Origin of the sequence: Shimia sp. MIT1388, assembly GCF_047124445.1 — a bacterium.
GTDB lineage: Bacteria > Pseudomonadota > Alphaproteobacteria > Rhodobacterales > Rhodobacteraceae > Shimia.
Genome location: NZ_CP138921.1, coordinates 2,163,749 through 2,186,278, shown reverse-complemented (window position 1 = coordinate 2,186,278; position 22,530 = coordinate 2,163,749). Strand labels below are relative to the sequence as shown.

Genomic DNA, 22,530 nt, shown 5'->3' with positions numbered 1-22,530 from the left:
TCCTTACACTTTGATGTTGGTCAGGATTTTCATGACGATGAGGTTCAGCCCCAGGAACACGCCCACGGCGATGCAGCCGGGAATGTAGAGCCAGTGATCTTTCACTTCGTCATAGTAGTTCGGGTCCATCACGTTGATCGCGATCAACGCAAGCACCGGGAAGGCCGACAGGAATTTGCCGGACCATTTCGCCTCTGCTGTGATGGCTTTCACGCGGCGGAACAGGCGGAAACGGGCGCGGATCACTTTGGACAGTCCTGCAAGGATCTCGGCGAGGTTACCACCGGATTGCTGCTGGATGGTCACCGCCACCGACAGGAAGCGCAAATCTTGCATGTCCAGACGTTCGGCCATGTCCTTGAGCGCTTCGCCCAAGTCGCGACCATAGGCTGCCTCATCGGCGATCACGCCAAACTCGGTGGCCAATGGATCGTCAATTTCCTTGGATACGATCTGGATCGCGGAGGAAAACGGGTGGCCCACACGCAGCGAGCGCACCATCAGTTCAATGGCGTCCGGCAATTGCTCTTCGATCAGGGAGATGCGCTTGCCAGCTTTCATGGAAACCCAAGTGTACACCCCGCCAACGCCCATCATCACGGCAATGGCGGCGCGGGTGATGACGCCGGTTTGTGTGCCCACGGTCAGGCCCATAAAGGCAAAAACGGTTACCGCGACCATCATCAGGATCAGTTGCATCGGCGAGAAAGCAATTGCAGCTTTCTGCGCCTTTTCTGCCAGCATGGAATACAGCGGGATGCCGCGGTTTTCGGCATGCTGCTTCATCTCCTTGCGGAGCTGCTCCAGCACCTCTTCGCGCTTGGCGCCTTTGTCCAGCATTTCAAGCCGGCGGTTTACCCGGCTGTTGAGGCTGATGGATTTGCCAAAAACGGTCAGGTAAACGCCTTCGACCAAGACAAAGACGCCCACAAAAATGAGGCCATAGACAATAAGTTCCGGTGAAAATGGCATGTCTGATTACCCCGCAGACGGTTCATAAATTTCTGGCGGCAGATCGTAGCCCCAGAGACGGAAGCGCTCGGAATAGTGCGAGCGCACACCGGTGGCAGTGAAATGGCCAATAATCTTGTTTTCCGGCGTCAGGCCGGTGCGCTGGAAGCGGAAGATTTCCTGCATGGAGATCACGTCCCCTTCCATACCGGTGATCTCGGTGATCGAGGTCATGCGGCGCGAGCCATCCTGCAGACGCGAGGCCTGCACGATCAGGTTCACCGCCGAGGAAATCTGAGAACGCACCGCCTTGAGAGGCATCTCAATCCCGGCCATGGCGATCATGTTTTCCAGACGCGAAATACCGTCGCGCGCGTTGTTGGCGTGAATTGTGGTCATCGAACCGTCGTGGCCGGTGTTCATCGCCTGCAGCATGTCGATCACTTCTTCGCCACGCGTCTCCCCCACGATGATGCGGTCAGGACGCATCCGCAGGGCGTTTTTCAGACAGTCGCGCGGGGAGACTTCGCCTTTGCCTTCCACGTTTGGCGGGCGGCTTTCCATCCGGCCGACATGGGTCTGCTGCAATTGAAGTTCCGCCGTGTCCTCGATGGTCAGAATGCGCTCGGCGTTATCGATGAAAGAACTCAGAGCGTTGAGCGTGGTGGTTTTACCGGAGCCGGTACCACCGGACACAATCACGTTCAGGCGAGTGGAAACCGCAGCCTGAAGGTAGGCGGCCATCTCTTCGGAGAAGGCGCCAAAGCGCACCAGGTCATCAATGCCCAGCTTGTCTTTCTTAAACTTACGAATGGAGACCAGCGAGCCGTCCACCGCAATCGGGGAGACCATGGCGTTGAAACGCGAGCCATCCGCGAGACGGGCGTCCACGTAAGGGTTGGATTCATCCACACGACGACCCACCGCGGACACAATCTTGTCGATGATGCGCAGTAGGTGCTTTTCGTCTTTGAACACGATGTCGGTGAGCTCAAGCTTACCGGCACGTTCCACAAAAATCTGCTTCGGGCCGTTCACCAGAATATCGTTTACGGTTTCGTCTTGCAGCAGGGTCTCCAGCGGACCAAGGCCGGTGACCTCGTCATACAGCTCCTGAAACACCGTGGTGCGCTCTTCGCGATTGAGCACAATCGCCTTTTCCTGCAGCACTTCGGTGGCAATCGCGGTGATTTCGGCCCGCAACTCGCGCTCGGACGCTTTGTCCAGCGCGGCCAGGTTCAGGTTGTCCAGAAGCTCGCGGTGCAGTTCCAGTTTGATTTCGCCCAGGCGCTCCTTGCGGCGGCGTTCCTTGTCACCAGCTGCAACGACGCCCGCCGCCTTCTCGGCGACCGGGCGGCGCATGACTTTCTTTGGCGCTGGAGCGGCGCTCGGCGCGGCGGCCGGGGCCGGGGCCGGGGCCGGGGCGGCCTTTTTTGCCTCGGCTTTGGCGGCTTTCTCGGCAACAGCGGGACCGGGTTTGGCGTCAGATTTCTTGTAACGGGAAAACATAATAACGGTCCTTTGTTACGCGGCTTTTTCGCTGGCTTGATCCAGCGCGTGCAGGCTGGCGGCGAGCTTGGCAATTTCTTTGCGGAGCGGGTTTTTGGCGGCGCTGATCGCCAGCGGTTGGCCGTGATCCGACGATTGCGCCACCTGTTTGCCGCCATCGGGCATGTTCAAATCAATCGAGATGCCGAGGCTTTCCGCCAGACGCTTGACCCGGCTTTTGCCTGCCAGATCGGTAAACTTCGGCGCGCGGTTCATCACATAGCGCAGCTTTTCAAACGGCAGGTCTTCGGCCTGCAAAGCCCGCTTCAGGCGCATGGCGTTCTGGGCCGAGCGCATGTCGATTTCCATGGTGGCAAAGTAGACATGAGCGGCTTGCAGCACGACTTCGGACCACTGCACCAGCGTCGACGGCATGTCGACAATCACATAGTCATAGTGTTTGCGCGCCATCTCCAACATGCGGTCGATGTCCTCGGGGCCCACAAGATCCAGCGGAATGATCTCCGCCGGAGCGGTCAGCACATGCAGCTTGTCTTCATAGGTTTGCAGCGCTTGGCCAAAGCTTTCGCTGTCCATGCTTTCCGTGTCTGTCAGCAGCTCGAACACGGCGTCCGGGCGCGGCAGATCCAGATAGGTGGACATGGTGCCAAATTGCAGGTCCAGATCCAGTAGGCAGACGCTGGGTGCCTCTTTGCCTGTGGTGGCAAGCTCCCACCCCAGATTGGTCGCCAAAGTGGTTGCACCGGTGCCACCGGCAAGACCGTGCACAGCAATCAAAACGCCTTCGTGAGACTCGTCGGATGCAGCCAGTTTCACCTGTGAGGCAGCCGGAATTTCTGCGGCCTTGGCGGCGGCGCGGATCTTTTCAATCGCGGCCTGCAATTCGCCGGGCGGCAGCGGGTAGGGAATAAATTCGTCGGCGCCATGACGCAGCAAGGTGTGCAGTGAGGCCGGGGTCACATCTTCGGCAATCAGTAGGGTGCGGATGTTGCGGTTGCGCGCCTCGGTGATGATCTCCGTCAGCTCGTCCAGCGAATCCTCATCCATGTCATCCATGGCAATGGCAATGAATTCAAGCTGTTCCGCCTCGGGTTGCGCCATGAATGGCACGGCGTCCTCAAAGCCGAGATCGCCCCATTGTTCTCCAAGAGCTTCTTCCATATCCACGATCAGAAGCTCGAAATTCTGCACATCCCGGCAAATTGTGCATGCCAGGATTGGATTTTGATCGGTTTGCAGCGCTTCGCTACTCATCTTCAGCCTCAAGTCCTCTGGCGCAATACGCGCCTGTTGTTGTGCAGAGGTGCCCACCTCTTTTTGGCAGTTGCCTGACAATCACCCCGATTGCTGGCCATCCGACTCGCGCCAGACACAGTTTGCCTCGGGAATGAAGATCACCCTGAACTTGGGCAACATTGGGGCCAAAAAACCGAAATTGTGCGGTATTGTGCGACGATCCCGACAAATGCAGCGGATCGTTTCCGGAATACAAAAAAGCCGACCCAAAGGCCGGCTTTCTCTAAGGTGTTGAAGTTGTGCGTTATTCTTCGCCGCCGCCGCCCAGGGCCAGTCCGGTAATTTTGGATGGCGGGATCGCGCTGGCTTGATATTCGCGGTAGATGACCGACCCATAACGCCCATCCAGAATGTTTGGATGATTTGACACAAATCCGGTCACTTCAGTGACCGTGCGGCGATTCCGGCGCTCGCGGTTTTGCGTCACGACCAGAGGTTGGGTTTTGCCAAGGGAAACAACCGCTTCCAGGCGCTCACGGCCGATGCCCTGGCTCGAAAGGTAGGACACCACTGCCTTGGCACGACGCAGGCCCAGCGATTTGTTGTAGGCATTGCTGCCCACCGCATCGGTATGGCCGTAGACTTTGAAGCGCACTTCCGGGAACTGACGGATCCACGCCGCCTGCTGACGCAGGATGGTGCGGGCGTTTTCGTCCAGAACCGCGCTGTCAAAGTCGAAGTTCACCATGGTTGGCACTTCTTCGGCAAAACGGGTGGCCAGACTCAGGACGTAAGACTTGTCTCCATTCTGAATGCCGATGTTGTTGGCGGTGGCTTCCCCAAAGGTGCCGCTGTCCACGACGGAACCGGATTCACGAACCCAGGAGGGCAGGGCGCTGTTGTCACCGTCAGAGCAGGCGGAGATCAGCAGGAGCGCAAGTGCGGCGAGTTTCTTAAACATCTCTCGGCCTTTCCTTAGTCCATCACGTAGCCGTAGGAGCCGGTAAAGTCTTGCTTGGCCACTTCACCTGCTGCGCCACGTTGCTTTTTGGGGCCGCCGGCTGTGTGACCAAACAGGAACAGCTCCTGTTCTGTCGGCGGCTTGATCCGGTCGGTTGGCAGTGCCAGCGCTTCGCCACGGGTTGGCGTCACCAGGTGGGCGGTCACAATCACAACCAGTTCCGATTGGGAGCGGGAGTAGTCCGCGCTGCGGAACAGGGTGCCAAGGACAGGCACATCCCCAAGCCAAGGGAGCTGAGAGTTGTTGTCCAGGAAGTTGTCCTGCAGCAAGCCTGCGATGGCAAAACTCTCGCCGTCACGCATTTCCACAGTGGTGGAGGCTTCGCGGCGGCTGAAGGCCGCAATGGTGACGCTGCCATCAGAATAGCCATTGGCGGCATCCAGAGCGGACACGGCGGTTGCCAGTTCCAAGTTGATCAGATCGCCGTCCACAACGCGCGGCACAAAGTTGAGTTCCACACCAAAAGGCTTGAACTCAACGGACAGCTCGCCGCCTTCTTGCGCAACCGGGATCGGGTATTCGCCACCGGCCAGGAATTTCGCCTCTTGCCCGGATAGAGCCGAGAGGTTTGGTTCCGCCAGTGTGCGCACCATGCCTTTGCTTTCCAGCGCCTGAAGCATCAGGTTGATCTCGAATGCACCGGCATTCAGGTTAAAGAAGCCTGCGCCGCGGGTCCCTTCGTTGAGAGGGCGTGCGCCTGTTTCGGCGTCCGGAGTCTGGTTAAAGAAACCGGTTTGCAGAATATTCCCGTTGCCGGTGATCTGGAAATCGGTCGAGAGCGCTTTGGAGACGGAGCGTTGCATCTCTGCAAAGCGCACTTTCAGCATCACTTGCTGAACGCCGCCGACCACCATCAGATTGGACACCCGCTCTGGTGCGTAGCGTTCCGCCAGATCCAGCGCGCGCTGCAAACGTTGCGTGGAGGAGACTGTGCCGGACATGACAATACCATCATTGGCCGAGCGCACTTCGATTTTTTCGTCGGGCAGGATCTGCTTTAGGCGTTCTTTGAACTCCGACAGATCCGGCGCCACGCGCACATCCACGTTGGTGATCAGCTTGCCGGTCGCATCCAGCAGCGTCAGCGTGGTCAGGCCGGGGGATTTGCCCAGAACATAGATTGTGCGGTCCGACAACGACGAGATGTCCGCAATCGCCGGGTTGGCGATCGACAGTTCCGCAAAGGGAACGTCGCTTTCGACCACAACCGCGCGGTTCATCGGCACGCTGAGCGAAGAGGAGGTTCCACTTCGCACCACACGCAAGGAATCCGCGTAGGACGGGGCGGCCATCATTGGCATAACCCCAACGGCGACGCCCAGCAGGGCCGCCCCAAAAAGTCTTTTCAGTGTCATTGTGACCTGCCTCTCGATCACGCCTCATTTCGCGGGTCTTTTGCCCACATTTTCACCCACTCTGCGCCAAGTGGCGAAATATTGCAAGAATCAATGGTTTCGCGCGGTTTGTGGAGGTGGTCGGTTGTGGACCTGAGGTCACAGGAGGTGGGGAGGCATCCGCGCTGGACCACAAATAAACAAAGGCGCCCGAGGTGGCGGGCGCCTTTGAAGACCATAGGGTGGTCAGATCGTTAAAATTTGCGTCAGTTCGTGCAGGGGATCGGAATTTCGACAACCTGTGCGCCCTTGCGGTTCTTGATGGTGCAGACTTTGGGCTGTTGCACCTGAACGATTTTCTGAACCTCTGGCGCTTCTTCGACCTCTTCAATGCCCAGCAGCATCCGCTGATCTACTTCAAAGACTTCCGCCACGGTGTTGTCGTTGGCGCCCACCAGAGACAGGGACAGACGACCAGAGCTTTGGGCCTGGGTCAGGGCTGGCACCTGTTCGGTGGTTGCGGCCACGGTCACGGTCCGCGCCACTTTCGCCTCGGCCTGTTCCTCGTTCACAGATTGGTCCACCGCCACCAGTTTCACATTGGCCTGGATCAGCTTGGTGAATTCGCCACGGTTGCTTTCGTCCCGCTCAATGCGGCCGGTCCAATAGATGTCCACACGGTCGCCCGGACGGATGTGGCCGGACACACCGCTGGTGACATCCACTTTGATGGTGAAGGCACGCTCACCGTTTTTCAGGCGCGATGTGATGCCGGCCTCTTCATCCGGTTCGGTCACTTTGGCGGCCAAGAGGATCTCGCCCTTTTCCATCGAGCGCAGGATCACACGCTGGCGGTTGTTGCCATCCGGGAACAGCACGTCGGCATCGGTGAACATGCCTTCCGGCGCGGCCTTCTTGGGCCATTTCACCCGGCGCACGTCTTTCAACTCGAGCTTCTCGCCAAATTTCATTGGACGGGCGACCACAAAGCCATCGACCAGTTCGACGGTTGGGTTTTCAGATTTCTGTTGGGCCAGAGCGTTCTCGTAGCCCTGGATATAATTCTGCGCCATGTAGACTGCGAATCCCGCGATCCCCAATCCAAAAAGCAAAACGGCTGCAAAAATAGCACGCATGGGTTCCACCTCGTATTTTGATCCCGGCGCAAGGCGCGCAGCGGGAATGGTTCCAGATCAGTCTGTCCGGCAAATGTGGCGAATTCTGGGAGCCACAGCGCTGGTTTGAAGGCAATTTTAGCAAATGCCATCGGTACAAACGCGAACAGGCGACCCGTTCTGGGCGCCTGCACAAAGCTCTTGGGTGAGAACCTTGAGGTTACTCTGTGGCAAATGCCGCTGTGGTCGCGTCCGCACCGTTGATGGTCACGGCGGCGGCGGTCACAGGAGTTGCGGTTGCCGATTCAATAGCAGCAAATACAACGACGGCCAGACCCACGATCCCTGCGGTCAGTACGACCCAGTCAACGGTCACGGCGCCGGCTTCGTCTTTGCGGAAGTTTTGAATGAACGATTTCATATGCGTCTCCGACAATTGCTGAGGGATGGCCCTCGTTTGGAGCAAAAGGGCGCGAAACTCGCGCCCTTCAGATCAACTCACCCGAATTATTCGGTGGCGATCGCGCCGGAAGTTGCGTCAGCAGCGTTCAGAGCTACGGCAGCTTCGGTGGTCAGTGTGGAAGTTGTGCTTTCGATTGCGGTGAAAGCTGCAACGGCCAGGCCAACAACGGCTGCGGTCAGAACAACCCAGTCAACGGTTACGGCGCCAGCTTCGTCTTTGCGGAAGTTTTTGATGAACTTGATCATTGGAATTCTCCAGAAATAGATGTGTTTGGTAAGTGGGGGCAGGCCGTTTAGGCCTGCGCGCCCGGCAGAACTAAGCTGCTATTATTCGGTGGCGATCGCGCCGGAAGTTGCGTCAGCAGCGTTCAGAGCTACGGCAGCTTCGGTGGTCAGTGTGGAAGTTGTGCTTTCGATTGCGGTGAAAGCTGCAACGGCCAGGCCAACAACGGCTGCGGTCAGAACAACCCAGTCAACGGTTACGGCGCCAGCTTCGTCTTTGCGGAAGTTTTTGATGAACTTGATCATTGGAATTCTCCAGAAATAGATGTGTTTGGTAAGTGGGGCAGGCCGTTTAGGCCTGCGCGCCCTGCAGAGCTAAGCTGCTATTATTCGGTGGCGATCGCGCCGGAAGTTGCGTCAGCAGCGTTCAGAGCTACAGCAGCTTCGGTGGTCAGTGTGGAAGTTGTGCTTTCGATCGCGGTGAAAGCTGCAACGGCCAGGCCAACAACGGCTGCGGTCAGAACAACCCAGTCAACAGTTACTGCGCCAGCTTCGTCTTTACGGAAGTTTTTGATGAACTTGATCATGATGTGTCCCTCCAAAGGATCATATTTACGTAACCACCGTGTCGTGCGTTGTTGGCGTGTCTCTCTCTTGCCTGCCCGACTTGGTATGACAGCAATATCCCCCTCGAATGGGGCGGGAATTGGGCGCAAGTGGTTCGATTTTGGATCAAATACATATTGTTCGGATTTGGCGTATAGGCATTTGTTTTTGCTTAATAAAAAACTTCATTTTTTGTTAACCAGGGTCGCCAATGTGCGGCGAATGCGGCCGAATCGAGAGACTTGGGCAGCAATGAGGCAGCAAAACTGGCCTGAGGGCCCAAAATCTGCGAAACTGGCGGAAAATGACCCGAGCAGGCGATCATCATGTTGGTACAAAAGTGTATGTTGGCAGCGGTGCTGTCCGCATTGGTAGGGGTAAGTGCCCCGGAGACGGCTTTTGCCGAGGGCCCCAAGCCATTTCCTGATTTCTCCGCCAAGCGGGTGAAGCCGCCGCAACCGGGGCAGGGCAAGCGTATCACTGTGCAGATTGCCCCTGTGGTGGTTCCAGAGGCACAGGCGTCTGAAGAAAACGGCGAGGCCACGCCGGATTCTGCTTCGGGTGCGATGGCCTGGTTCTGGGAGGAGATTTCGCCCAAACTGGATGACACCAGCCCGGGCCGCTTGGAAAACGCGCTGAATAAAGTGTCCAAACCGCCGGAAGGCAAAGCTGTGCCGACGCCGCGTCTGACCACGTTACAATCTATTGTGCAGGGGCACGGCATCGACATCTTGCGCAGCTCTATTGGCACGCAGGTATCGCCTGCCTTGATACTGGCCGTGATTGCGGTCGAATCTGGAGGCAAGGCGGACGCGGTGAGCGGCGCAGGGGCCGAAGGTCTGATGCAGCTGATGCCCGATACCGCCGCGCGCTTTGGCGTGGAGGACAGTTTTATCGGCGCAGACAACATTGCCGGCGGGGCAAAGTTCCTCGATTTCCTGATGGACAAGTTTGGTGGCGACCCGATCTTGGTGTTGGCGGGCTATAATGCAGGCGAGAATAGCATTACTGAACACGCCGGCGTGCCGCCCTATGCCGAAACGCGGGCTTATGTGCCAAAAGTCCTGGCCGCCTTTCAGGTGGCGCGGGCGCTGTGTATGACGCCGCCGGAACTGATTTCCGACGGCTGCGTGTTTGCGCAGCGCTGAGCGTCAGCAGTTCGGTACGTTCACCGCAAGACCGCCCAGCGAGGTCTCTTTGTACTTCTCATGCATATCCGCCCCGGTCTGGCGCATGGTCTCGATCACTGCATCCAGCGGCACAAAATGCTGCCCGTCCCCCCGCAGAGCAAGCGAGGCGGCAGACACAGCCTTGATCGCGCCAAGCCCGTTGCGCTCAATGCACGGCACCTGAACCAGACCTTTGACCGGGTCACAGGTCATGCCAAGATGATGCTCCAGCGCAATCTCCGCCGCATTCTCCACCTGCTCCGGCGTGCCACCCATAACGGCGCAAAGCCCAGCTGCGGCCATAGCAGAGGCAGACCCCACCTCAGCCTGACATCCTGCCTCCGCACCGGAAATCGACGCGTTGAATTTCACCAACCCGCCGATGGCGGCGGCGGTGAGCAGAAACTCGTCAATCCGCGAGGCCGTGGCACCGGGCACATGGTCCAGCCAATAGCGGATCACCGCAGGCATCACCCCCGCCGCACCATTGGTGGGGGCTGTGACCACCTGACCACCAGCGGCGTTCTCTTCATTGACGGCCATGGCGTAGGCGCTCATCCAGTCATTGATGGTGTGCGGCGCATTGAGGTTCATGCCGCGTTCGGCCTGCAAAGCATCATGGATCGCCTTGGCGCGGCGGCGCACGTTGAGTCCCCCGGGGAGCGTGCCGTCTGTGGTCAGTCCACGGTCAATACAGTCGTTCATCACCTGCCAGATACGGGCGCAGCCTTTGGACAGGCTGTCATGGCAGCCCCGCGCGACTTCGTTGGACTTCTTCATCTCGGCAATGGTCTTGCCAGAATGTTCGGCCATCTCCAGCATCTCGACGGCGGATTTGAACGGGTAGGGGACAGGCGCGCCTTCATCCGTGGCTTTGCCTTCGGTCAGTTCCTGCTCGGTCAAAACAAACCCGCCCCCAATCGAATAATATGTCTCCTGCAGGATCACGTCGCCTTGCGCATCGGTCGCCATTAGTATCATGCCATTAGCGTGGCCGGGCAGGTTGGGGCCAAAATCAAACTTCAGATCTTCACGCGGATTGAACTTCAGCACAGGCAAGCCGTCCGGCTGTACCGTCTCCGTCTCTCGAATGTGGTCCAGCGCCGCTTCGGCCTTTTCATGATCATAGCTATCAGGCAGGAACCCGGCGAGGCCCAGAATGGTCGCGCGGTCGGTGGCGTGACCAACGCCGGTGAACGCGAGGGAGCCGTGTAGCGAGCCTTTTAAGCCATGGAACTCGAATGGCGAGGCGCGCATCGCGTCCAGAAACCGCGCAGCTGCCACCATCGGGCCCATAGTATGGGAGGACGACGGGCCAACGCCCACTTTGAACATATCAAAGACAGAGAGAAACATAAGTGGTCTGGTCCTTCGGCCTATGCGCGCTTTGTGGTGTCGTTCTAGAATGCAGCGCACCTTGGTGGCGGTGCAAAAGCGACGTTTCCGATAGGAAACACGCGCGGGCGGGAGGGTCAACCACGGTCAAAGTGGTTTTCGCGCTCCCTTTTGCACGCAAACCTCGGTCCTTGCGCGTATTTTCCGATATTCCCCTCTCGCGCCTGACGGGCTTCTTTCTTATAAAGTCCCAAAGCATGCAGGGAGTTGCCGCAATGACCGGAGAGTTGTCGCCCATCGACAAGGCCAAATTTGTCGCCGCCAAACGCGCCACCGACTACGTCGAGGATGGCATGCGCGTGGGGTTGGGCACCGGCTCGACCGCCGCGTGGCTGGTGCGCTGCCTGGGTGAAATGGTGCGCGATCAAGGTCTGCGCATCAAAGGCGTGCCGACCTCTACCCGCACCGCTGAACTGGCGCGCGAAGTGGGCATCGAAGTGATTAGCCTGGATGAAGCCAAATGGCTGGACGTGACCATCGACGGCGCAGATGAATTTGACGCGGACCTGAACCTGATCAAAGGCGGTGGCGGCGCGCTCCTGCAGGAAAAGATCGTGGCCACCGCATCGGATCAAATGGTTGTGATTGCCGATGTAGGCAAAGAAGTTGAAACCTTGGGGGCTTTCCCTCTGCCGGTGGAAGTGGTGCCCTTTGGTTGGCAGACCACGCAGGCACTGATTGAAGAAACCCTTGTGAGCATGGATGTCCTGGGCCGCACCAGCACGCTGCGCATGAACGGCGACGCGCCGTTTGTGACCGACGAAGGCAACCACATCCTCGATCTGCACCTCAACCGCATTGGCGATGCCCGCCAACTCGCACTTGTGATCAACCAGATGCCGGGTGTGGTTGAAAACGGTCTCTTCATCGATATTTGTGATGCGGTGGTTGTGGGCTATGGCGATGGCCGCGTGGAAGTGCGCGACATCAATGCTGGCACAATCGAAGAGGCGATGCTCGACTTCGCAGAAACAGACAATCTGTTCACCGATCTGGTGGACTAACAAAAAGGCACATCATGTCCTTTGATTATGATCTCTTTGTCATCGGCGGTGGCTCCGGTGGTGTACGGGCTGCGCGCGTTGCGGCAGCCGAAGGTGTAAAAGTCGCACTGGCAGAAGAAGACCGCTATGGCGGCACCTGTGTGATCCGGGGCTGTGTGCCCAAGAAGCTGATGGTGTTTGCGTCTGAGTATGCGGGCATGGTTGAGGATGCGCAGGCTTACGGCTGGGACATCAAACCCAGCGCGTTTGACTGGGACGCCTTCAAGGGCAAGCTGCACGCCGAATTGGACCGCCTCGAAGGTATCTACCGCAACCTGCTGAAGAACAGCGGTGTGGAGAGCTTTGATCTGCGCGCCAAGATGGTGGATGCGCATACGGTTGAGCTGGCCGATGGCACACAGAAGACCGCGAAACACATTCTCTTGGCGATGGGCGGCCGTCCGGTTTGGCCGGACCTGCCGGGTGCCGAGCTGGGTATCAGCTCCAACGAAATCTTCCACCTCGACAAACTGCCTGAGAGCATTCTGATCGTCGGTGGCGGCTATATCGCGTCTGAGTTTGCAGGCATCATGAACGGCCTTGGCGTGAAAACCACGCAGTTCTATCGCGGCGCACAAATCTTGCGCGGCTTTGACGATGAAGCCCGCGGCTTGGTGGCCGAAGAGATGAAGCAGCGCGGCGTGGATCTGCACTGTGGCACCAACATCCTTGAGATGCGCAAAGAAGGCGACAAGATTTGGGTGAAAGCCACCAACGGCGAAGAGCGCCTGTTTGATCAGGTGATGTTTGCCACCGGCCGTGCGCCCAATACCGAGAGCATGGGGCTTGAAGAGATTGGCTTGAAGCTGGGTCGCAAAGGCGAGGTTGTTGTTGACGACTACAGCCAGACCGGCGTGCCGTCCGTTTACGCTGTGGGTGATGTGACCGACCGCGTGAACCTAACCCCTGTGGCGATCCGGGAAGGCATGGCCTTTGTGGAAACCGTGTTCAAAGGCAACCCAACGCCTGTGGACCACGATTTGATCCCAACCGCGATCTTCACGCAGCCGGAAATGGGCACTGTTGGTCTGTCTGAGGAGGAAGCTGCGGAGCAGGAGCCTATTGAGGTCTATGCCACCAGCTTCAAACCGATGCAGCAGGCCTTTGCTGGGCGTGCGGAGCGCGTGTTGATGAAGCTGATCGTCAGCAAAGCCACCCGCAAGGTACTGGGCTGTCACATTGTTGCGCCCGGTGCGGGCGAGATGATCCAGCTGGCGGGCATTGCCGTAAAAATGGGCGCCACCAAAGAAGACTTCGACCGGACCGTGGCGGTACATCCGACCATGTCCGAAGAACTGGTCACTATGAAAGCCCCTGTGCGCAGCCTATAGGCGGCACATGGGTTGATTTTTTTGGCGCAACCCTCAGGTTTAGGGGAGCGCCAAATACGATTTAGAAAGGGAAGATCCCGAATGGCAGGAAACAGCGGCGGCCCCTGGGGAGGGGGCGGCAACAACCAAGGCGGAGGCAACCAAGGTGGTGGCAATCGCGGTAACAACAACGGTGGCGGCCGACGTCCCCCTGAGGGCGACGGCCCGCAGATTCCCGACATTGATGATCTGATGAAAAAAGGTCAGGATCAGTTGAAGGTACTGATGGGCGGTCGCGGTGGTCAAGGCGGTGGCGGCCAAAACGGCAGCGGCCAAGGCGGGGCCGGTGGTCCGGGTATCAGCAAAGGTATGCTGCTGATCGGTGCAGCCGCGGCAGTGGTCGTTTGGGCTTCAGCCAGTTTTTACCGGGTGCAGAACTTTGAACAATCCGTAGAGCTGTTCCTTGGGGAATACTACAGCACCGGCACCGAAGGTCTGAACTTTGCGCCGTGGCCGTTTGTCACCAAAGAAGTTCTGCCAGTGACCCGCGAACAGACCGAAGACATGGGCGGTGCACGCCGTGGCGAAGACGGCCTGATGCTGACCGGCGACGAAAACGTTGTGGATGTTGACTATCAGGTGGTGTGGAACATCGCGGATCCGGCCAAATACCTGTTCAACCTGGCGGATCCCCCCCAGACCATTCGCGCGGTGTCGGAATCGGCGATGCGCGAGATTATCGCGCAATCCGAACTTGCACCAATTCTCAACCGGGATCGTGGTGTGATTGCGGACCGTCTGCAGGAACTCATTCAAGACACGCTCGACAGCTACGACAGTGGTGTGAACATCGTACGTGTGAACTTTGACCGTGCCGACCCACCGTCCAGCGTGATTGACGCCTTCCGTGACGTTCAGGCCGCCGCGCAGGAGCGTGACCGTCTGCAAAACGTTGCGGATGCCTACGCCAACCGCGTTCTCGCGGAAGCCCGTGGTGAAGCCGCGCAGGTTCTGGAAGAAGCCGAAGGCTACCGTGCGCAGGTTGTGAACGAAGCGCAGGGTGAGGCGTCTCGCTTTACCGCCGTTCTGGAAGAATACGCCAAGGCACCGGAAGTGACCCGCAAGCGTCTCTATCTGGAAACCATGGAAGAGGTTCTGGGTGACATCGACAAGGTGATCATCGACGAGCAAGGCGATGGGGGTTCCGGTGTGGTGCCATATCTGCCGCTGAACGAACTGCGTAAGGGGAGCAACTGATATGAAAAAGACTACGTATCTTTTGCCGATCCTGGTCATTGCGATTGCTGCAATTATGTCTTCGATCTTCATTGTGGACGAACGCGAGAAAGCCCTTGTTCTTCGGTTTGGTCGGGTTGTGGCCATCAAAGAGGATCCTGGACTGGCATTCAAATGGCCACTCTTTGACGAAGTTGTGCGCTACGATGACCGTATCCTGTCCATCGACGTTGGGCCAATCGAGGTCACGCCGGCCGATGATCGCCGTCTCGTTGTTGACGCCTTTGCCCGTTACCGGATTGCTGATGTGGTCCAGTTCCGTCAGGCCGTTGGTAACGGCGGTGAGGTTGTGGCCGGTCAGCGGCTTGACCGCATCCTGACTGCGGAGACCCGCGAGGTGCTCGGTACCGTGTCGTCCAAAGACATCTTGTCCACCGACCGTGCGGCGCTGATGCTGCGCATCCGCAACGCCGCCATCACCCAGGCGCGTGCGCTGGGCTTGGAGGTTGTCGACGTGCGTCTGAAAGCCACCGACCTGCCACCGCAGAACTTGGAAGCCACCTTTGAGCGGATGCGGGCCGAGCGGGAGCGTGAAGCGACTGATGAACGCGCCCGTGGTAACGAGGCGGCACAGCGCGTGCGTGCACAAGCCGATCGTACCGTGGTGGAGCTTGTCTCCGAAGCACGCCGTGAGGCGGAGATCACCCGTGGTGAAGCGGACGCGGAGCGCAACGCAATCTTTGCGGACGCCTTTGGCGAAGACCCGGAGTTCTTTGAATTCTACCGGTCTTTGAACGCCTATCGCGCGGCACTGAAGGGGGAGAACTCCTCCATCGTGATGTCCCCGGACAGTGACTTCTTCAACTACTTCCGCGACGTGCAAGGTCGCTGATGGTTGAAACCGCACTTCTGGCTCTTGGGCTGGTATTGGTTTTGGAGGGGCTGGTGTACGCACTGGCCCCTTCTATTGTTGAGGAACTGCTGGAGATGCTGCGCAGCTTCAGCGAGGGACAACGTCGCACTATGGGCCTCATGGCCGTGGCGCTCGGCGTGCTGGTGGTCTGGATCGCTAAGTCACTGGGGGCATGACACCGCCCGGAATTTAGGCCGCAGGCCGCCGGGCAGCGCCCGACCGCCCCCATGGGCGGGCGCTTCTGAGCATATTCGCCATATTGCGTGGGGATACTGCGCTGCGGCGTGATTGACATACTGTGAGGGTATCACGCCCACCCGCGAACGGGCGCTGCCCTTCTGTTTCACCAAACAAAAACGCCGCGAGACTCTCTCGCGGCGTTTTGCGTTTCTACTGGTTTAAGCGCTTAGACGCGTTCGATCGCAATCGCTGTGCCTTCCCCGCCGCCGATGCAGATTGCAGCCACACCGCGCTTCAATCCACGCTTCTCCAGCGCGTTCAGCAAGGTGACCATGATGCGGGCGCCAGACGCGCCAATCGGGTGGCCCAACGCACAGGCACCGCCGTTCACATTCACGATGTCGCGGCTCAGGCCCATTTCATGCATGAAGGCCATTGGCACCACGGCAAAGGCTTCGTTGACCTCCCAGAGATCCACGTCTTCCTTTGTCCAGCCAATCTTCTCCAACAGCTTCTGCGCCGCTGGCACAGGCGCCGTGGTGAACAGGCCGGGTGCTTGTGCATGGCTGGCATGGCCAACAATCTCCGCACGCACCTTCAGGCCCTGTGCCTCTGCGGCCTCTGCAGAGGCCACCACCAGCGCGGCCGCACCGTCGGAGATGGACGAGCTGTTGGCGGGCGTCACGGTGCCGTCTTTGCGGAAGGCGGGCTTCAACTGTGGGATCTTTTCAGGGCGGGCGTTACCTGGCTGTTCGTCCTCGGCAATCTCCACCTCGCCTTTGCGGGTTTTCAGTGTCACCGCGGCAATCTCGCCCTCAAATGCGCCGGACTTCTGCGCTTCCAAAGCGTTGGACAGGGATTTGAGGGCATATTCGTCCTGCGCCTCGCGGGTGAACTGAAAGCTTTCAGCGCAGTCTTCCGCAAAGGTGCCCATCAGGCGACCCTTATCGTAGGCATCTTCCAGGCCGTCGAGGAACATGTGGTCCACCACCTGCTGGTGGCCGATCCGTGCGCCACCGCGCATTTTGGGCAGCACATAGGGCGCGTTGGTCATGCTCTCCATGCCGCCAGCGATCATCACATCCCGATCACCCAGCGCCACGCTGTCAAACGCCATCATTGCGGCCTTCATGCCGGAGCCGCACATTTTGTTAAGAGTTGTGGCAGGCACCTCTTCACCCAGGCCGCCTTTGAACCCGGCCTGACGCGCTGGGGCTTGGCCCTGACCTGCCGGCAGAACGCAGCCCATTAACACTTCGTCGGCAGTGGTGGCACCGGCATCTGCCAGCGCCGCTCGAATCGCGGTGCCGCCAAGCTCTGCGGCCTCGACACCGTCAAAAGCGCCCTGAAATCCGCCCATTGGTGTGCGGGCCGCCCCTGCAATCACTACTTTTTTCATGGTTTTTGCTCCTCCGCAGTCCCATCAAATCCAATTGCCCTTGGCCTTGCCTGAAAATCTTTGCAAGGATGTTACAGGGCTCTTTGCGCCAATTGTAACCCCGGCGCAATTCCGTAGATCCACGGGATTTGCTCATACATTGGTAACCATTGGGGCCTAGACTTGTGCCAAGGACGAAAGGTGAAGGAGACGTCATATGAATCTGTCGAGTAAGGCAGAGGGTGATGCCCTGGTGGTATCTGTTCACGAGTCGCGTATTGATGCGTCCGTGGCCATCCAATTCAAAGATCGCATGCGCGAAGAAACCGACACGGCTGATGGCCGGGTTGTCCTGAACCTGTCCGAAGTGGACTTCATTGACTCCAGCGGGTTGGGCGCCATTGTCGCGGCCATGAAGCAGCTGGGCGGCAAGAACCCTCTGGAATTGGCGGGCCTTAACGAAAATGTGGATAAAGTTTTCCGATTGACCCGTATGGACACTGTGTTCCGTATTCATAATTCTTTGGACGACGCATTTGTCGTTTGACCCTTTGATCTGATGTTAGGGACACACCCCAGATTGATTAAACCAAAGGCTGATATCCACATCGAGCTGAAGGGCACCCCCACGGAGGTGCGCAACGCGCTCGAGACTCTGCGTCACAAGCTGACGGCACAGGAGTTTGCGGCCTGCAACGCGGGTGTGCTCGAGATTGTGCTGGCCGAGGTGCTGAACAATGTGGTGGAACACGCGCTGGCTGGGCGCAGTGACGGACAGATTGTGATCGCCTGCAACTATGCGGACCAATGCTGGTTTGTCGAAGTGCGCGACAACGGCGCCGAAATGCCGGACAGCCAACTGCCAGATGGTGTGATGCCCGACCTGGATCGCGACCTGCTGGACATGCCCGAAGGCGGCTTTGGCTGGGGGCTGGTGCGCTCGCTGGCACAAGACATTGGCTATCAACGCCACGCGACAGGACACAACGAGCTTAGCTTCCGCGTCCCCGACTGATCGGCAATCCTGGGCCTAACGTGGTCCAACTGGTTGCATCACACGTATCTCCCGATAAACTTCACATGTGAATTAGGGAGACGTCATGCGAGATTTTCATTTTCCGGGCCGGTCACCAGTTATGGCGACCAATGGCATGTGCGCCACCTCGACGCCTCTGGCAGCGCAGGTGGCCGTGGACATTCTGCGCCAGGGTGGCAACGCCATGGATGCGGCCATCGCTGGCTCTGTCCTGCTGGGCATTTGTGAACCGGCCTCCACCGGCATTGGTGGCGATTGTTTCACCCTTGTGTCTCCCGCAGGCAGCGAAGAGGTCTTTGCCTTCAACGGCTCCGGTCGTGCCCCGGCGGCCGCGGATGCCGCGGATCTACGCGCGCGTGGTTTGGATGCCGTGCCGCTGTTCGGCGTCGAGGCCGTGTCGGTGCCGGGCGCCATTGATGGCTTCTGCACCCTGTCTGAGAAATACGGCAAGCTCGGCATCGCTGACAGCCTCGCGCCGGTGATCCACTACGCCGAAGAGGGCATCCCGGTTGGTCCCCGCGCCTCCTTTGACTGGCACCAGACGCAAAGCAATTTGCAAGGCCACGGACGGCGGCATTATCTGCGCGATGGAAAGCCGCTGAACAAAGGCGACATCTTCCGCGCACCGGGCCAGGCCGAAGTGCTGCGTCGTGTGTCCGCGCAAGGCCGCGACGCCTTCTACACCGGCGAAATCGCCGAAGACATGGTCAACACCCTGCGCGCCATGGGCGGCGTGCACACCATGGAAGATTTCGCCGCGACGGCAGGGAACGATGCGACGCCCATCGGCGGCACTTACAAGGGCGCCGAGCTGCTGGAACATCCGCCAAACGGGCAGGGCGCCACCGCGATCCTCCTGCTCAACATCCTGAAGCATTTTGACATCGCCTCGATGGACCCCTTTGGTGTGGAGCGCACACATATCGAGGCTGAGGCCGCCAAGCTGGCCTATGACGCGCGGGACCGCTTGATTGCCGATCCGGATCACACCACGCGCACCGCGCATATGCTGGCACAGGAAACCGCCGACAAACTCGCCGCCCTGATTGATCCCAAACGCGCCATGGCCGCGCCCGCACCGCTGACCGAGGCGGTGCACAAAGACACGGTCTACCTGTCGGTGGTCGACAAAGACGGCATGGCGGTGTCGATGATCTATTCGATCTTCCACGCCTTTGGCTCGGGCATCGCCTCTGACAAGTTTGGCATCCTGATGCAGAACCGTGGCGGTGGCTTTACGCTGCAAGAGGGGCACCCAAATGAGCTCAAAGGCGGCAAACGCCCGATGCACACTATCATCCCCGGCATGATCCGCCGCGACGGGCGTGTGGAAATGCCCTTTGGCGTGATGGGCGGCCACTATCAGCCCAACGGTCACGCGCGGGTGCTGTCCAACATGGAAGACTTTGGCATGGATCCGCAAACTGCGCTGGACTCCCCGCGCTCCTTTGTCGAGGACGGCACGTTGAAGCTGGAACGCGGCTACAGCGACACTGTCAAACAAGCGCTTGCGGACATGGGCCACAAGGTTGTCGTGCCGGACATGCCCATCGGTGGCGCGCAGGCGATCCGTATTCACAAAAACGGCGTGCTTGAAGGCGCCTCTGACCCGCGCAAAGACGGCGCAGCGATAGGATATTAAGCGATGGCCATCACACCAATCAAAGAACTGGTGGACGCCGCCAAGGCGGAGATCACCAGTCTCAGCCAGGAAGAGGCCGAAACCAAAGTGGCTGCTGGCGAGGCGTTGTTTGTCGACATCCGCGACCCGCGTGAGTTGGAGCGCGAAGGCCGCATCGCCGGAGCGTTCCACGCCCCGCGTGGTATGTTGGAGTTCTGGATTGCCCCGGACAGCCCCTACCACAAAGAGGCGCTGGCCACGGACAAGACCCTGATCCTGTTCTGCGCCAGCGCGTGGCGCTCTGCCTTGTCTGTGAAGGCGTTGCAGGACATGGGCGTGGAGAATATTGCGGAAATGGAGGGCGGGTTTTCGACGTGGAAAAAGCGCGGCGCGCCCATAGAGACCGCCTAAAAGCAAAAACGCCGGGCCCTTGCAACCCGGCGTTTCCATCCCTTCTGGATGTGCGCTAGTTCAGCGCGTAATGCAGTGGATAGGCCCCATCTTCAAAAGGCCCAAACATATCGTCCAAATCAGGGTGGCTCACCGGTTCGCCGGAATAGTCGGCGATCAGATTTTGCTCAGACACATAGGCCACATAGTAGCTCTGGTCGTTTTCCGCCAGCAGGTGATAAAACGGCTGATCCTTCACAGGACGGCTGTCCTCTGGGATCGCTTCATACCATTCTTCGGTGTTGGCGAATTCTGGGTCGACGTCAAACACCACACCCCGGAACGGGTGTTTGCGGTGACGGACAACTTGACCGAGGTAATATTTTGCGCGTGTTCTAAGCATGTATTGCAGCCCCTACAGCCCAACGATAGACGCTGCAAGGGGGCTTTGTCCAACTTTAGCCGAATTTTAGCGGGAAACAGTCTGTGAACTTAATCTTAACAGTTCTGGAAATTGTCGCGCCGGTCTTTCTGGTCGCGGGCGTGGGATTTGCCTGGGTGAAAGCGGGGTTTGAATACCGCATTCAGTTTGTCACGCGCCTTGCCATGACACTGGCAGTGCCCTGTCTGATCTTCACCGCACTGATGAAAACCGAAGCCAATTTGGGCGACCTGGCGAAGCTCACTTTGGCGGGCACAGCAGCCTATATTGTGGTGGGCGCTATAGGCTGGGCGCTGCTCAAGGCCACCGGGCTGAGCCTGCGGACGTATTTGGCGCCGATCATCTTCGGCAACACAGGCAACCTTGGCATCCCGCTGGCGCTGTTTGCTTTCGGCCAGCCAGGGTTGGAGGCCGCAGTGGTCATGCTCGCGGTGTCGGCGATCCTGTCCTTCACCTGGGGTATTTGGATCGTCGCAGGTGAGGGCGCCTTTGGCAAAATGATCAAGGAGCCGATGATCTGGGCCACGCTGCTGGGGGCACTGTTTCTGGTGATGGATTGGGAAACGCCGCAGTTTTTGACCAATACACTGGATCTGATTGGTCAGATGGCGATCCCGATGATGTTGATCACGTTGGGGGTCGCGGTCGCGCGGCTCACACCGGGGCGGGTTGTGACTGCGATCTGGCTGTCGGTGGTGAAGCTGCTGGTCTGCGCCGCCATTGGGTGGGGCATTGGCCTTGCTTTTGGCCTCACGGGCACGCTCTTTGGCGTGTTGGTGCTGCAAATGGCGATGCCGGTGGCAGTCACCGCCTATCTGTTGGCGGAGAAATACGAGGCGGACAGCAACGCGGTGGCTGGTTACGTGGTGGTCTCCACGCTGGTCTCTGTGATTGGCCTGCCGATTCTGCTGACCCTGCTGCTCTAATTCCGGCTTTGTGATTTACCCTCTGGGGAAAAATCCGCTAAAGTGCCAAAAAACAAAGAACGAGCGAGAGGCAAATGAGCAGAGTTCTCTTCGCGCTGATGGTTGTGCTTGTTGTTGCGTCTTGCGGCAAGAAGGATACCTCTGCGCCCCGCAATTTGGACAACGCCTGTGCGATCCTGAAAGAAAAGCCGCATTTCCGTCGGGCGTTTGTCTCCACCAAACGCAAATGGGGCGTGCCGGTGTCGGTGCAGATGGCTGTACTCCATCAGGAAAGCAAATTCATCGGCGACGCGCGCACCCCACATAAATATGCCTTGGGAATCCTGCCGATGGGCCGTCAAAGCAGCGCCTATGGCTATGCGCAGGCGCTCGATGGCACCTGGGATCAGTACCGCCGCGAGACCCGCAACCGCAGCGCCAAGCGTGACAATATCAAAGACGCGACGGATTTCATGGGTTGGTATTTCCACGAATCCCGCGACCGCAATGGCGTCTCTTTGAGCGACGCACGGGCGCAGTACCTCAACTACCACGAAGGCCACACCGGCTACGCGCGTGGCAACTACCGCAACAAACCCTGGCTGGTGAAGGTTGCAGACGACGTGGCGAGTCGCGCCGCGATGTATCAATCGCAACTCAAGAGCTGCTCGCGTTTGCGCTAAAATGCTCACCAGACTGTGAATGGATTGTGAGGCGCTCCCGTTGGGGGCGCCTTTTGCGTTAGCCGTATTTGGTCAAAGCTTCCACTTCTAAGGCCAGTTTGAGCTGAAGGTCGCTCAGAACCTTCATCTGTGCCTTACGCTCGGCCGCGTCAGTCAGCGTTTTCAGCTTTGCCATTTCCTCGGAGATCTGCTGCTTCAACACCACGGCTTGCGGCTTGGCCTGATGCTCTTTCATCAAATGGGACAACACCGCATCCTTGGATTGATGCAGACGCTTCAGAGGTTTTCCTGCGCCGGGCAAGTCTTTGAATTCGTCATTGCGATCAGCCTGTTGCAGGGCCATTTCAATTGCCGGGTTGAGCGGATGGGTCAT

26 protein-coding genes are annotated in these 22,530 nt (G+C 58.7%); 12 read left to right on the top strand and 14 right to left on the bottom strand.

Features of this window, described 5'->3' with window-relative positions:
* Positions 1-3 precede the first annotated feature (3 nt).
* The 10 genes from SIB92_RS10820 to SIB92_RS10775 all read right to left on the bottom strand — a co-directional run bounded on the left by SIB92_RS10820 (position 4) and on the right by SIB92_RS10775 (position 8,437).
* Positions 4-972, bottom strand: coding sequence for a type II secretion system F family protein (locus tag SIB92_RS10820; RefSeq protein ID WP_412552077.1), 969 nt, complete (start codon positions 970-972; stop codon positions 4-6).
* Between the two features lie 6 nt (positions 973-978).
* Positions 979-2,460 carry a CpaF family protein gene (locus tag SIB92_RS10815; protein ID WP_412555775.1) on the bottom strand — a complete coding sequence of 494 codons (1,482 nt, stop codon included), beginning with the start codon at positions 2,458-2,460 and terminating at the stop codon, positions 979-981.
* Positions 2,461-2,475: 15 nt separating this feature from the next.
* Positions 2,476-3,714 (bottom strand): AAA family ATPase, encoded by a 1,239-nt coding sequence (locus tag SIB92_RS10810; RefSeq protein WP_412555774.1) that lies wholly within the window; start codon positions 3,712-3,714, stop codon positions 2,476-2,478.
* Between the two features lie 286 nt (positions 3,715-4,000).
* Positions 4,001-4,657 carry an OmpA family protein gene (locus tag SIB92_RS10805; protein ID WP_412555773.1) on the bottom strand — a complete coding sequence of 219 codons (657 nt, stop codon included), beginning with the start codon at positions 4,655-4,657 and terminating at the stop codon, positions 4,001-4,003.
* A 14-nt stretch (positions 4,658-4,671) separates the two neighbouring features.
* Positions 4,672-6,072 (bottom strand): type II and III secretion system protein family protein, encoded by a 1,401-nt coding sequence (locus tag SIB92_RS10800; RefSeq protein WP_412555772.1) that lies wholly within the window; start codon positions 6,070-6,072, stop codon positions 4,672-4,674.
* A gap of 245 nt (positions 6,073-6,317) precedes the next feature.
* Positions 6,318-7,187, bottom strand: coding sequence for a Flp pilus assembly protein CpaB (gene cpaB, locus SIB92_RS10795; RefSeq protein ID WP_412555771.1), 870 nt, complete (start codon positions 7,185-7,187; stop codon positions 6,318-6,320).
* Positions 7,188-7,386: 199 nt separating this feature from the next.
* The gene (locus SIB92_RS10790) at positions 7,387-7,587 is read right to left on the bottom strand and encodes a hypothetical protein (RefSeq protein ID WP_412555770.1); all 201 of its coding nucleotides are present in this window, start codon (positions 7,585-7,587) and stop codon (positions 7,387-7,389) included.
* An 86-nt stretch (positions 7,588-7,673) separates the two neighbouring features.
* Positions 7,674-7,874, bottom strand: coding sequence for a hypothetical protein (locus SIB92_RS10785; protein ID WP_168591430.1), 201 nt, complete (start codon positions 7,872-7,874; stop codon positions 7,674-7,676).
* A gap of 81 nt (positions 7,875-7,955) precedes the next feature.
* Positions 7,956-8,156, bottom strand: a complete 201-nt coding sequence (locus SIB92_RS10780) for a hypothetical protein (protein WP_168591430.1) — start codon at positions 8,154-8,156, stop codon at positions 7,956-7,958.
* Positions 8,157-8,236: 80 nt separating this feature from the next.
* The gene (locus SIB92_RS10775; RefSeq protein ID WP_168591430.1) at positions 8,237-8,437 is read right to left on the bottom strand and encodes a hypothetical protein; all 201 of its coding nucleotides are present in this window, start codon (positions 8,435-8,437) and stop codon (positions 8,237-8,239) included.
* 345 nt (positions 8,438-8,782) lie between these two features.
* Between SIB92_RS10775 and SIB92_RS10770 the strand changes: the two genes are divergently transcribed.
* Positions 8,783-9,604 carry a lytic transglycosylase domain-containing protein gene (locus SIB92_RS10770; protein ID WP_412555769.1) on the top strand — a complete coding sequence of 274 codons (822 nt, stop codon included), beginning with the start codon at positions 8,783-8,785 and terminating at the stop codon, positions 9,602-9,604.
* Positions 9,605-9,607: 3 nt separating this feature from the next.
* On the opposite strand, the gene SIB92_RS10765 is transcribed toward SIB92_RS10770, so the two are convergent.
* Complete coding sequence (locus SIB92_RS10765) at positions 9,608-10,981, bottom strand: L-serine ammonia-lyase (RefSeq protein ID WP_412555768.1); 1,374 nt, start codon at positions 10,979-10,981, stop codon at positions 9,608-9,610.
* Positions 10,982-11,235: 254 nt separating this feature from the next.
* On the opposite strand from SIB92_RS10765, the gene rpiA reads away from it, so the two are divergent.
* The 5 genes from rpiA to SIB92_RS10740 all read left to right on the top strand — a co-directional run bounded on the left by rpiA (position 11,236) and on the right by SIB92_RS10740 (position 15,698).
* Entirely contained in the window at positions 11,236-12,024 is a 789-nt protein-coding gene (gene rpiA, locus SIB92_RS10760; RefSeq protein ID WP_294113136.1) for a ribose-5-phosphate isomerase RpiA, read from the top strand.
* 14 nt (positions 12,025-12,038) lie between these two features.
* Positions 12,039-13,394, top strand: coding sequence for a glutathione-disulfide reductase (gene gor / locus SIB92_RS10755; protein ID WP_412555767.1), 1,356 nt, complete (start codon positions 12,039-12,041; stop codon positions 13,392-13,394).
* Between the two features lie 81 nt (positions 13,395-13,475).
* Positions 13,476-14,630: an FtsH protease activity modulator HflK gene (gene hflK, locus SIB92_RS10750; RefSeq protein WP_412555766.1), complete on the top strand. Its 1,155-nt coding sequence runs from the start codon at positions 13,476-13,478 to the stop codon at positions 14,628-14,630.
* 1 nt (position 14,631) lies between these two features.
* Positions 14,632-15,501 (top strand): protease modulator HflC, encoded by an 870-nt coding sequence (hflC, locus tag SIB92_RS10745; protein WP_412555765.1) that lies wholly within the window; start codon positions 14,632-14,634, stop codon positions 15,499-15,501.
* Positions 15,501-15,698, top strand: a complete 198-nt coding sequence (locus SIB92_RS10740; RefSeq protein WP_168591422.1) for a DUF2065 family protein — start codon at positions 15,501-15,503, stop codon at positions 15,696-15,698. The genes hflC and SIB92_RS10740 overlap by 1 nt, the downstream gene beginning before the upstream one ends.
* A gap of 230 nt (positions 15,699-15,928) precedes the next feature.
* On the opposite strand, the gene SIB92_RS10735 is transcribed toward SIB92_RS10740, so the two are convergent.
* Positions 15,929-17,101, bottom strand: coding sequence for a thiolase family protein (locus tag SIB92_RS10735; protein WP_412555764.1), 1,173 nt, complete (start codon positions 17,099-17,101; stop codon positions 15,929-15,931).
* Positions 17,102-17,297: 196 nt separating this feature from the next.
* On the opposite strand from SIB92_RS10735, the gene SIB92_RS10730 reads away from it, so the two are divergent.
* The 4 genes from SIB92_RS10730 (at position 17,298) to SIB92_RS10715 (ending at position 20,148) form a co-directional block, all read left to right on the top strand.
* Complete coding sequence (locus SIB92_RS10730) at positions 17,298-17,627, top strand: STAS domain-containing protein (protein ID WP_294113144.1); 330 nt, start codon at positions 17,298-17,300, stop codon at positions 17,625-17,627.
* Between the two features lie 33 nt (positions 17,628-17,660).
* Positions 17,661-18,095 (top strand): ATP-binding protein, encoded by a 435-nt coding sequence (locus SIB92_RS10725; protein WP_412555763.1) that lies wholly within the window; start codon positions 17,661-17,663, stop codon positions 18,093-18,095.
* An 85-nt stretch (positions 18,096-18,180) separates the two neighbouring features.
* Positions 18,181-19,758 carry a gamma-glutamyltransferase gene (gene ggt, locus SIB92_RS10720; RefSeq protein WP_412555762.1) on the top strand — a complete coding sequence of 526 codons (1,578 nt, stop codon included), beginning with the start codon at positions 18,181-18,183 and terminating at the stop codon, positions 19,756-19,758.
* Between the two features lie 3 nt (positions 19,759-19,761).
* Positions 19,762-20,148: a rhodanese-like domain-containing protein gene (locus SIB92_RS10715; protein ID WP_412555761.1), complete on the top strand. Its 387-nt coding sequence runs from the start codon at positions 19,762-19,764 to the stop codon at positions 20,146-20,148.
* A 55-nt stretch (positions 20,149-20,203) separates the two neighbouring features.
* Here SIB92_RS10715 and hspQ read toward each other — a convergent pair whose 3' ends face one another.
* Entirely contained in the window at positions 20,204-20,530 is a 327-nt protein-coding gene (gene hspQ, locus SIB92_RS10710; RefSeq protein WP_168591416.1) for a heat shock protein HspQ, read from the bottom strand.
* An 83-nt stretch (positions 20,531-20,613) separates the two neighbouring features.
* Here hspQ and SIB92_RS10705 point away from each other — a divergent pair, with 83 nt between their 5' ends.
* Both SIB92_RS10705 and SIB92_RS10700 read left to right on the top strand, forming a co-directional pair.
* Positions 20,614-21,495 (top strand): AEC family transporter, encoded by an 882-nt coding sequence (locus tag SIB92_RS10705; protein WP_412555760.1) that lies wholly within the window; start codon positions 20,614-20,616, stop codon positions 21,493-21,495.
* 74 nt (positions 21,496-21,569) lie between these two features.
* Positions 21,570-22,157 (top strand): lytic transglycosylase, encoded by a 588-nt coding sequence (locus SIB92_RS10700; RefSeq protein ID WP_412555759.1) that lies wholly within the window; start codon positions 21,570-21,572, stop codon positions 22,155-22,157.
* Between the two features lie 58 nt (positions 22,158-22,215).
* Here the strand turns inward: SIB92_RS10700 and SIB92_RS10695 are convergent, their stop codons facing one another.
* Complete coding sequence (locus tag SIB92_RS10695) at positions 22,216-22,530, bottom strand: DnaJ family domain-containing protein (protein ID WP_412555758.1); 315 nt, start codon at positions 22,528-22,530, stop codon at positions 22,216-22,218.

Excerpts from the sequence above, each read along its gene's own strand:
- SIB92_RS10820 (WP_412552077.1), bottom strand. The coding sequence starts at position 972 with ATGCCATTTTCACCGGAACTTATTGTCTATGGCCTCATTTTTGTGGGC.
- SIB92_RS10815 (WP_412555775.1), bottom strand. The coding sequence starts at position 2,460 with ATGTTTTCCCGTTACAAGAAATCTGACGCCAAACCCGGTCCCGCTGTT.
- SIB92_RS10810 (WP_412555774.1), bottom strand. The coding sequence starts at position 3,714 with ATGAGTAGCGAAGCGCTGCAAACCGATCAAAATCCAATCCTGGCATGC.
- SIB92_RS10805 (WP_412555773.1), bottom strand. The coding sequence starts at position 4,657 with ATGTTTAAGAAACTCGCCGCACTTGCGCTCCTGCTGATCTCCGCCTGC.
- SIB92_RS10800 (WP_412555772.1), bottom strand. The coding sequence starts at position 6,072 with ATGACACTGAAAAGACTTTTTGGGGCGGCCCTGCTGGGCGTCGCCGTT.
- cpaB (WP_412555771.1), bottom strand. The coding sequence starts at position 7,187 with ATGCGTGCTATTTTTGCAGCCGTTTTGCTTTTTGGATTGGGGATCGCG.
- SIB92_RS10790 (WP_412555770.1), bottom strand. The coding sequence starts at position 7,587 with ATGAAATCGTTCATTCAAAACTTCCGCAAAGACGAAGCCGGCGCCGTG.
- SIB92_RS10785 (WP_168591430.1), bottom strand. The coding sequence starts at position 7,874 with ATGATCAAGTTCATCAAAAACTTCCGCAAAGACGAAGCTGGCGCCGTA.
- SIB92_RS10780 (WP_168591430.1), bottom strand. The coding sequence starts at position 8,156 with ATGATCAAGTTCATCAAAAACTTCCGCAAAGACGAAGCTGGCGCCGTA.
- SIB92_RS10775 (WP_168591430.1), bottom strand. The coding sequence starts at position 8,437 with ATGATCAAGTTCATCAAAAACTTCCGTAAAGACGAAGCTGGCGCAGTA.
- SIB92_RS10770 (WP_412555769.1), top strand. The coding sequence starts at position 8,783 with ATGTTGGTACAAAAGTGTATGTTGGCAGCGGTGCTGTCCGCATTGGTA.
- SIB92_RS10765 (WP_412555768.1), bottom strand. The coding sequence starts at position 10,981 with ATGTTTCTCTCTGTCTTTGATATGTTCAAAGTGGGCGTTGGCCCGTCG.
- rpiA (WP_294113136.1), top strand. The coding sequence starts at position 11,236 with ATGACCGGAGAGTTGTCGCCCATCGACAAGGCCAAATTTGTCGCCGCC.
- gor (WP_412555767.1), top strand. The coding sequence starts at position 12,039 with ATGTCCTTTGATTATGATCTCTTTGTCATCGGCGGTGGCTCCGGTGGT.
- hflK (WP_412555766.1), top strand. The coding sequence starts at position 13,476 with ATGGCAGGAAACAGCGGCGGCCCCTGGGGAGGGGGCGGCAACAACCAA.
- hflC (WP_412555765.1), top strand. The coding sequence starts at position 14,632 with ATGAAAAAGACTACGTATCTTTTGCCGATCCTGGTCATTGCGATTGCT.
- SIB92_RS10740 (WP_168591422.1), top strand. The coding sequence starts at position 15,501 with ATGGTTGAAACCGCACTTCTGGCTCTTGGGCTGGTATTGGTTTTGGAG.
- SIB92_RS10735 (WP_412555764.1), bottom strand. The coding sequence starts at position 17,101 with ATGAAAAAAGTAGTGATTGCAGGGGCGGCCCGCACACCAATGGGCGGA.
- SIB92_RS10730 (WP_294113144.1), top strand. The coding sequence starts at position 17,298 with ATGAATCTGTCGAGTAAGGCAGAGGGTGATGCCCTGGTGGTATCTGTT.
- ggt (WP_412555762.1), top strand. The coding sequence starts at position 18,181 with ATGCGAGATTTTCATTTTCCGGGCCGGTCACCAGTTATGGCGACCAAT.
- SIB92_RS10715 (WP_412555761.1), top strand. The coding sequence starts at position 19,762 with ATGGCCATCACACCAATCAAAGAACTGGTGGACGCCGCCAAGGCGGAG.
- hspQ (WP_168591416.1), bottom strand. The coding sequence starts at position 20,530 with ATGCTTAGAACACGCGCAAAATATTACCTCGGTCAAGTTGTCCGTCAC.
- SIB92_RS10700 (WP_412555759.1), top strand. The coding sequence starts at position 21,570 with ATGAGCAGAGTTCTCTTCGCGCTGATGGTTGTGCTTGTTGTTGCGTCT.
- SIB92_RS10695 (WP_412555758.1), bottom strand. The coding sequence starts at position 22,530 with ATGACCCATCCGCTCAACCCGGCAATTGAAATGGCCCTGCAACAGGCT.